Genomic DNA, 7,644 nt, shown 5'->3' with positions numbered 1-7,644 from the left:
CCTTCCCAGAAGAACTGGTCGATCAGGTAGCCGTGGGCGGCGTGCAGCTCGACGGCGTCGAACCCCAGCCGCTTGGCGTTGGCGGCGGCCTCGGCGAAGGCGCGGACCGCGTCGGCCACCTCGGCGTCGGTCATCGACTGGCCGAAGGGCTTCTCGGGCCGGGAAAGGCCCGAGGGGCTGTCGTAGGGCCCAGGCGGCGTCCAATCCGGGTGACGGGTGCGCACGTTCCCCACGTGCCAGAGCTGGGGCGCCATCACCCCGCCGGCCGCGTGGACCTCGTCGATCACCCTCTTCCAGGCGGCCAGCTCCTGCTCGCCATGGAAACGCGGGACGTTGGGATCGTTCAGCGAGGCCGGACGGTCCACGCCCGTGCCTTCCGAGACGATCAGCCCGACCTCGGCCTCCGCGCGGCGGCGGTAGTAGCCGGCCACCTCATGGGTCGCGACGCCGCCCGGCGAGAAGGAGCGGGTCATCGGCGCCATGACGATGCGGTTGCGCAGGGCCAGACCCTTGAAGGCGTAGGGCTGGAAGAGGGCGTCGGCGGCCATATGGCGCTCCGTTCAAACAGATGTTTTAGTAGGTAGACGAGGCCGCGCCCCGCGGCGAGCCATCTCCCGGGGAGAGCGCCGCCAGTTTTTCTTCCGCGCCGATGAGCGGTCCTGCTCGCTGCGCCCGCCCATCCATCTAGGGATCATCCATGAAGTTCGACGACGTCATCCTCGGCCGCCGCAGCATCCGCGGCTACAAGCCCGACCCGGTTCCCCGGGCCTTGATCGAGGAGATCATCGCGCTGGCCCTGCGCGCGCCGTCGTCGATGAACACCCAACCCTGGAACTTCTACATCATCACCGGCGAGCCGCTGGACCGGATCCGCGCCGGCAACACCGAGCGGATGGTGGCGGGCGTGCCGCAGTCGCGCGAGTTCCGCACCGGACAGGCCTTCGCCGGCCCGCACCGCGAGCGGCAGATCGGCGTCGCCAAGCAGCTGTTTGCGGCGATGGGCATCGCCCGAGACGACAAGGAGATGCGCCAGGACTGGGTGTTGCGCGGCTTTCGCCAGTTCGACGCGCCTGTCTGCGTGATCGTCACCTACGACCGGGTGCTGGACGGCAGCGACGACACTCCGTTCGACTGCGGCGCCGTGACCAACGCCCTCGTCAACGCGGCCTGGTCGCGCGGCCTGGGGGCGGTGATCAACAGCCAGGGCATCATGCAGTCGCCGGTCGTGCGCGAGCACGCCGGCATCGCCGACGACCAGGTGATCATGAAGAGCATCGCGCTCGGCTGGCCGGATTGGAGCTTCCCGGCGAACGCCGTGGTGTCGGAGCGCAAGAGCGTGGCCGAGGCGACGGTGTTCGTCGGCTTCGACGACTAGGAGGCTTCGCGAGCCTCTCCGGAGGTCGAAAACAACACCGCTCATCCCGACTTTGCAGGAAAGAGCGGTGTGAAGGAAGCTAGGCCACTGCGCCCTAGACGAACCGCCAGGCCTCCTCGGAGGCATCGCGCAAGGCGCGGGCCTTGTGCAGGGTCTCGTCGTATTCGGCGTCCGGATCGGAGTCCGCAACGACGCCGCCGCCGGCCTGGATGTACATCACCCCGTCCTTGAAGCAGGCGGTGCGCAGGACGATGCAGGTGTCCACCGCCCCGTCGGCGCCGAAGTAGCCGACTGCGCCGGCGTAGGCGATGCCGCGCTTCTCGATCTCCAGCTCGTCGATGATCTGCATGGCCCGCACCTTCGGCGCGCCGGACAGGGTGCCGGCGGGGAGGGCGGCCATCAGCACGTCCACCGGGTCGACGTTCTCGGGCGCGTCGCCCTCGACGTTGGAGACCAGGTGCATCACGCGGGCGTAGCGCTCGACGAAGAAGGAGGCGGTGACGCGCACGTGGGGCGCACGCGTCTGGCCGGGGGAGGGCGGCGGGGCGTTGCGGCCTTCCTGGCCCAGCATGGCCACCCGGCCCACGTCGTTGCGACCGAGGTCGAGCAGCATCAGGTGCTCGGCCCGCTCCTTGGGGTCGGCGATAAGCTCGGCCTCAAGGGCGCGGTCCTCCTCGGGCGTGGCGCCTCTCGGACGCGTGCCGGCGATCGGGCGGATCGTGATCTTGCCGTCGCGCAGCCGCACCAGGATCTCCGGCGAGGAGCCGGCCAGCTGGAATCCGCCGAAGTTCAGGTAGAACAGGAACGGCGAGGGGTTGGTGCGGCGCAGCGACCGGTAGAGGGCGAACGGGTCGTGCGGGAAGGGCTGCCGGAAGCGGTGGCTCGGCACCACCTGGAAGATGTCGCCGGCGCGGATGTACTCCTTGGCCTGCTCGACGATGTCGCGGTAGCGCTCGCGGCTGACCGGCGTCTCAAAGCGGTCGGGCAGGGGCTGGCCGTCGCCGGCCACCGGCGGGGTCGGCTTCTTCAGGTCGGCGACCACCTTGGCCAGCCGGCCGATGGCGGCGTCGTAAGCCTCGCGGGCCGGGGCGGTCCCCGAGCGCACCGTGGTCGTGAGGATGATCTCCTGGGCCACGCCGTCGAAGATGGCGACGATGGAGGGCCGCACCATCACCCCGTCCGGCAGGTCCAGCGGGTCGGGCGGGACGTCCTTCACCGGCTCGACCAGGCGCACCATGTCGTAGCCCAGCGCCCCGAACACGCCGGCCGCCATCGGCGGCAGGCCGGCGGGGATGTCGAGCCTGGAGGCGGCCACCAGGTCGCGCAGGGAGTCTAACGTCGGGCCCGCCGGCCGGAAGCGGCCGGCCGGGATGTCGGCGCCCTCGGCGATCTCGGCTTCCTCGCCGTGGCAGCGCCAGACGATGTCGGGGCCCAGTGTGATCACCGAATAGCGGCCCCTCCAGGCGCCGCCCTCGACGGATTCGAACAGGAAGGCGTAGGGCTGGCCGTGGCCGATCTTCAGATAGGCCGAGACGGGGGTCTCCAGGTCGTCGACCAGCCGCGTCCAAACGACCTGGGCGGCGCCGGAGCGGTAGCGGGACTCGAAGGCGTCGAAGGCCGGCTCGACGTTCACCTGCCCGCCCCCGATTTGGCCGCGCCGCCCTTGGCGTCGCCGTCGGCGGCCGGCTCGAGGCCGAGCGCCTGGCGGGCCCGGTCGTGATCGACCTTGGGCTCCAGCTTGCGGCGGGCCGCCTGCTCGAGGCTGGCGACCAAGTCCTGGAACATGGCGGGCGCCAGCTGCGGCCGCACGGCCTGGGTGAACTGGGCCGCCTCGCTGACCTGCGGCGGACGCACCGCCTCCAGCTTGCCGACGGCGATCGCCAGCCCCTGGCCCATGGCGGTGAAGGTCTCGCCGGGGCGAGCCGCGAAGATGCGCTCCAGGATGGCCGGCGGGACCTGGGTGTTCTGGCCGGCGGTGCGGCGGTTCAGGCCGACGGCGCGCTGCAGCGGGCTGCCGCCGGCGGAGGCGGCGACGGCTTCCAGGCTCTCGCCGCGCTTCAGGCGGGCCGACAGCTCCTCGGCCTTGGCCTGCAGGCTGGCCTGCATCTGGCGCTGCATCCAGGCCTGGGTGAGGGGGCCGCGGATCTCGGCCAGCGGCGGCATGGACGACTTGATGATCTTCTCGACGCGCAGCGCGTAGTACTCGCCCTGGCCGGTGTCCTGCAGGTCGCTCTCGCCGCCCTCCGGCAGGTCGAAGGCGATCTCCAGCATCTGCGGCGTGACGCCCGCGACCGGCTGGTTCTGCTGGTCGGCGCCCTGCCGGGAGACCGGCGGCAGGGTCTGGGCCGGGACCCCGGCCTTCTGGGCGGCTTCGGCGAGATTGGCGCCGCTGGTGTGGGCCTCCTCGTAGACCTCGCTCTTCTCGTAGACCGCCTTCGCTGCGGCTTCCTGGCGAAGCTCGGCCTCGATCACCGGCCGCGCCTCTTCCAGCGTCGGCGCGCGGCCGGGGGTCACCTCGGTCACCTTGACCACTGCCAGCCCCAGGTCGCCCTGGATCGGAGCGGAGACCTGGCCCTGGGCCAGCTTGAAGGCGGCCTCGGCGACCTTGCGGTCGGCGATAGCGGTCCTGGGCTTGTCCTCGTAGACCACCGGCTCCACGCCCACCGCCTTGGCGACGGCCTCGGGGTCTTCGCCCTTGGTCAGGCGCTGGGCGATGGTCTGGGCGGCGGCGGCGTCCTTGGCTGGGATCTGCACCAGCGAGCGGGTCTCCGCCTGGGACATGGTGTCCTTGCGGTAGTCGAAGCGGGCCTTGATGTCGGCGTCGCTGATCGGGCCGGCGGCGGCCGCAGCGTTGGGGGAAAAGCGCACGACGGTCAGCACCCGGTACTCTGGCCGGGTCAGCTGGGCCGCATTCTCCTTCATGAACTGGTTGAGCTGCGCCTCGGTGGGCGGAGCCGGCTGCGGCACGCTGGCGCCGGTGATGACGAAGAAGGCCGCATCGCGCTCCTCCAGCCCCTGCAGGACGGTGAGGGCCGCGTAGGAGCGGGGGGCGGTGAAGCCGGCGGCGATGGCCGCGCCCAGGTGCTGCTGGGCGATCTGGTCGGCCAGGTCTTCCTCGAACTTGGCCGGAGTCGCGCCGACGCCCTGCAGCGCCTGCTCGTAGGCCTGGCGGTCGAACGCGCCGGTGATTGGGTCGAAGAAGGCGGGGATCTTCTGGATTTCCTTGGTGACTAGGTTGCCGGACGGCCGGACCCCCAGGCGGTGCATGATCTCGCCCAGCACCGAGCGCTGCACGAGGCCTTCCAGCACCTGGCGGTCGAGGCCGTTCTGGGCCGCGAATTCGGCGGTCACCGGCTGGCCGAACTGTTCCTCGGCCCGGCGGCGGGCGTTCTCGAACTCCTGCCGGTACTCGGCCGAGGTGACGGTGCGGTCGCCCACGGTGACCACCGCGTCGCGCGGCGTGCCCTGGAACACGTCGTTGATGCCGAAGATCGCGAAGCTGACGATCAAGAGACCGATGAGGATGAGCGCGACCCAGGATTTGGCGAAGCGGCGAGTAGCGGCGAGCATGAAGCGGCGTCCTGGGGCGCGGAGTGGTGGGGCGGGTATAGTGGAGGCCTATCGGCAGGGGCAAGCGCGTGACAGACGCGGCGGCTTGGCTTAACCGCCGCACCGGTCGCAATTTTCGAGGGCTTCAGATGAGCGCGCCGGTCCCCCTGATCGCCGGAAACTGGAAGATGCACGGCCTTTCGGCCTCGCTGGACGAGGCGCGGGCCATCGCCGCGGGCTGCACCAGCGCCTCGCCGCGGGTGGCGATCTGCCCGCCCTCGGTGCTGATCCACCGGATGGCGCAGGCGCTGGCGGACACCCGCGTGCAGGTCGGCGGCCAGGACGCCCACGCCGACGACTTCGGCGCCTTCACCGGCGACGTTTCGGCGCAGATGCTGGCTGACGCCGGCGCGAAGCTGGTGATCCTCGGCCACTCCGAGCGCCGCACCGGCTACCGCGAGACCGACGACCTGGTGGCCAAGAAGGTGCTGGCGGCCCTACGCGCCGGTCTCGAGCCCATCGTCTGCGTCGGCGAGACGCTGGAGGAGCGCAAGGCCGGCCGAGCGCTGGAGGTGGTGACCGGGCAGGTGAGGGGCTCTCTCCCCGCCGATCTGGCGGGTAAGGCCTTCGCCGTCGCGTACGAGCCGGTCTGGGCCATCGGCACGGGCCTGACCCCCACCACGCCCGAGATCGAGGAGATGCACCGGGCGATCCGCGGTACGCTGAACGAGTCGTTCGGAGCTGATGGCGCTGACGTGCCGATCCTCTACGGCGGCTCGGTGAAGCCCGGCAACGCGGCCGAGATCCTCAAGGCGGACGAGGTCGGCGGCGCACTGGTCGGCGGCGCGTCGCTGAAGGCCAGCGACTTCCTGGCGATCGTCCAGGCGGCCTGAGCAGTGGAGGCGCGCCTTCGGCCCGCCGCCCTGGAAGACGCCGAAGCTGTCGCCCGGCTGCACGTCCAGATCTGGCGGAAGACCTACGGCCAAATCGCGCCCGCCGACGTCGTCGCTCCCCTTTCGGCGCTCGACGTTCGGATCGAGCGCTGGCGCGGCATGCTGGCCGGCCGCCAGTCCTGCACCCTAGTGGCGGAGCTGGACGGGCGAATTGTCGGCTTCGGCCGCTGCGGCGCCCCGAGCGACCCGATTTTTGGCGCGCGCGGTGAGGTCAAGCATCTCTTCGTCGACAACGCGCACGCTCGGCGGGGCGTCGGGCGTGCTCTGCTGGGCGGGCTGGCGCGCGAACTCAAGCGCCAGGGCTTCAGCGGAATTGGCCTCGGCGTCGTGAAAGAGAACGAGCCGGCCATCGCCTTCTACCGTGCATTGGGAGGCGAGCCGGCTGGCCAGTATCGGGATGCTGGGCCGCTGTGGCGCTCGGACAACCTGCTGATCGTCTGGGAGGACGCGTCCGCCCTGACGGGCCTCTAGAGGGTCAGCGTGAACAATCGGCGGTCCCGGCGCTGGTCGTCGATCAGCGGGCCGCGCTCGAGGCCGGCCTGGCGGAAGCCGAGGCGCTGGAGCAGGGCCTCGGCCCTGCGGTCGCCGAGGCAGGTGCGGCCGTTCAGGCGGCGTAGGTTCAGGCCGGTCGCGCAGCGGACCAGGGCCTCCAGCGCCTCCTGAGCGTGATCGCCATTCCAGGCCTCGGGGGCGAAGATGAAGCCGATCTCGGCGCTACGGGCGGTGCGGTCGAGCTCAGCCAGTTCGCAGACACCCAGGAAGCGGCCGTCCAGCCCGCGCACGGCCCAGTAGAAGCCGCGGCCGCAGGCCATCTCAAGCACCTGGCCGTCGACCATTTCGGCGACCTTCTCCGGCTCGTCCAGGGTCTCGCAATCCCAGTGGGCGATCGCCTGCGGGTCGGTCATGATCGGGAACAGCAAGTCGGCGTCGGACGACTCCAGCGGAATCAGCCGCAGACGTTCGGTCTCGAGCGTCTGGATCCGCCGCAGCGCCAGCTCCCACGAGCGGCGCACGGCGGGGAGAGCAGGGAGTACGGGACGGGCGGCGCGTTTGAGTGCGAGAATCATGGTTGCCATCGGGCTGCGACCCCCTAGCTATGGCCTTGCAGCGAGCTCAGTGGTAGAGCGCGCGCTTCATTTCAGCGCGGTGTTGCCGCGCGGCTTCACTATGGGCCCCTTATGCTCCTCGGCATCCTGCTCACCGTCCACATCCTGGTCTGCGTCGCGCTCATCGGCGTGGTGCTGCTGCAGCGCTCGGAGGGTGGCGGACTGGTGTCGGGCGGCGGCTCGAACTTCATGTCGGCGCGCGGCGGCAGCGACCTGCTGACCCGCACCACCTGGATCCTGGGGACCATCTTCTTTGTCCTGAGCCTGGCCCTCACCATGCTGTCGGGAGGCGCCCGGCAGGGCGGCTCGATCACTGACCGGTTCGAGGTCGAGTCGGTCGATCCCGACGCCCTGAACCGTCAGCCCGAAGCCCCGGCGCCGACCGCGCCGCTGATCCCGGGTGCGCCGGCGACCGCGCCGGCCCCGACAGGGGCGCCGACGCCGACCCTGCGCAATCCGCTGGAGCTTCCGCCCGCGCAGCCGGCGCCGGCCCCCGCCGCGCCCGCGCAATAGGCCGCACTATGGCCGCAATCAGGGCAGGGGCGGCCCGCCCGAATCGGGTCTAATCTGGAGTCCCATGGCCCGGTACATCTTCATCACCGGCGGCGTGGTTTCCTCTCTTGGAAAAGGCCTTACGTCCGCCGCCCTCGGCGCGCTCCTG

8 protein-coding genes and 1 pseudogene are annotated in these 7,644 nt (G+C 70.9%); 5 read left to right on the top strand and 4 right to left on the bottom strand.

Annotated features, from left to right (window positions below; genetic code table 11):
• Positions 1 to 548 (bottom strand): annotated as a pseudogene (locus VHK87_RS14235) (12-oxophytodienoate reductase); the annotation flags it as partial.
• 149 nt (positions 549 to 697) lie between these two features.
• Between VHK87_RS14235 and VHK87_RS14230 the strand changes: the two are divergent.
• A complete protein-coding gene (locus VHK87_RS14230) occupies positions 698 to 1,375 on the top strand; it encodes a nitroreductase (RefSeq protein WP_329635550.1) in 678 nt (225 codons plus the stop codon).
• Positions 1,376 to 1,469: 94 nt separating this feature from the next.
• Here VHK87_RS14230 and trpE read toward each other — a convergent pair whose 3' ends face one another.
• Both trpE and VHK87_RS14220 read right to left on the bottom strand, forming a co-directional pair.
• Positions 1,470 to 3,008 carry an anthranilate synthase component I gene (trpE, locus tag VHK87_RS14225; RefSeq protein ID WP_329635549.1) on the bottom strand — a complete coding sequence of 513 codons (1,539 nt, stop codon included), beginning with the start codon at positions 3,006 to 3,008 and terminating at the stop codon, positions 1,470 to 1,472.
• Positions 3,005 to 4,945, bottom strand: a complete 1,941-nt coding sequence (locus VHK87_RS14220; RefSeq protein ID WP_329635548.1) for a peptidylprolyl isomerase — start codon at positions 4,943 to 4,945, stop codon at positions 3,005 to 3,007. The genes trpE and VHK87_RS14220 overlap by 4 nt, the downstream gene beginning before the upstream one ends.
• Positions 4,946 to 5,073: 128 nt before the next feature.
• Here VHK87_RS14220 and tpiA point away from each other — a divergent pair, with 128 nt between their 5' ends.
• Both tpiA and VHK87_RS14210 read left to right on the top strand, forming a co-directional pair.
• Positions 5,074 to 5,817: a triose-phosphate isomerase gene (gene tpiA, locus VHK87_RS14215; RefSeq protein ID WP_329635547.1), complete on the top strand. Its 744-nt coding sequence runs from the start codon at positions 5,074 to 5,076 to the stop codon at positions 5,815 to 5,817.
• Between the two features lie 3 nt (positions 5,818 to 5,820).
• Positions 5,821 to 6,348: a GNAT family N-acetyltransferase gene (locus tag VHK87_RS14210; RefSeq protein ID WP_329635546.1), complete on the top strand. Its 528-nt coding sequence runs from the start codon at positions 5,821 to 5,823 to the stop codon at positions 6,346 to 6,348.
• Here the strand turns inward: VHK87_RS14210 and VHK87_RS14205 are convergent.
• Positions 6,345 to 6,944, bottom strand: a complete 600-nt coding sequence (locus VHK87_RS14205) for a GNAT family N-acetyltransferase (protein ID WP_329635545.1) — start codon at positions 6,942 to 6,944, stop codon at positions 6,345 to 6,347. The genes VHK87_RS14210 and VHK87_RS14205 overlap by 4 nt on opposite strands.
• Positions 6,945 to 7,055: 111 nt before the next feature.
• Here VHK87_RS14205 and secG point away from each other — a divergent pair, with 111 nt between their 5' ends.
• Entirely contained in the window at positions 7,056 to 7,496 is a 441-nt protein-coding gene (gene secG / locus VHK87_RS14200; RefSeq protein ID WP_329635544.1) for a preprotein translocase subunit SecG, read from the top strand.
• 64 nt (positions 7,497 to 7,560) lie between these two features.
• Positions 7,561 to 7,644: hypothetical protein (locus VHK87_RS14195; protein WP_329635551.1), on the top strand; the 84-nt coding region annotated here is incomplete at its 3' end.

Origin of the sequence: Phenylobacterium sp., from assembly GCF_036263695.1 — a bacterium.
In the GTDB taxonomy this organism is placed as follows: domain Bacteria; phylum Pseudomonadota; class Alphaproteobacteria; order Caulobacterales; family Caulobacteraceae; genus Phenylobacterium.
This window is presented reverse-complemented; position numbering and strand designations above follow the sequence as displayed.

Coding starts and splice junctions, on each gene's coding strand:
- VHK87_RS14230 (WP_329635550.1), top strand. CDS start 698: ATGAAGTTCGACGACGTCATCCTCGGCCGCCGCAGCATCCGCGGCTAC.
- VHK87_RS14220 (WP_329635548.1), bottom strand. CDS start 4,945: ATGCTCGCCGCTACTCGCCGCTTCGCCAAATCCTGGGTCGCGCTCATC.
- tpiA (WP_329635547.1), top strand. CDS start 5,074: ATGAGCGCGCCGGTCCCCCTGATCGCCGGAAACTGGAAGATGCACGGC.
- VHK87_RS14205 (WP_329635545.1), bottom strand. CDS start 6,944: ATGATTCTCGCACTCAAACGCGCCGCCCGTCCCGTACTCCCTGCTCTC.
- secG (WP_329635544.1), top strand. CDS start 7,056: ATGCTCCTCGGCATCCTGCTCACCGTCCACATCCTGGTCTGCGTCGCG.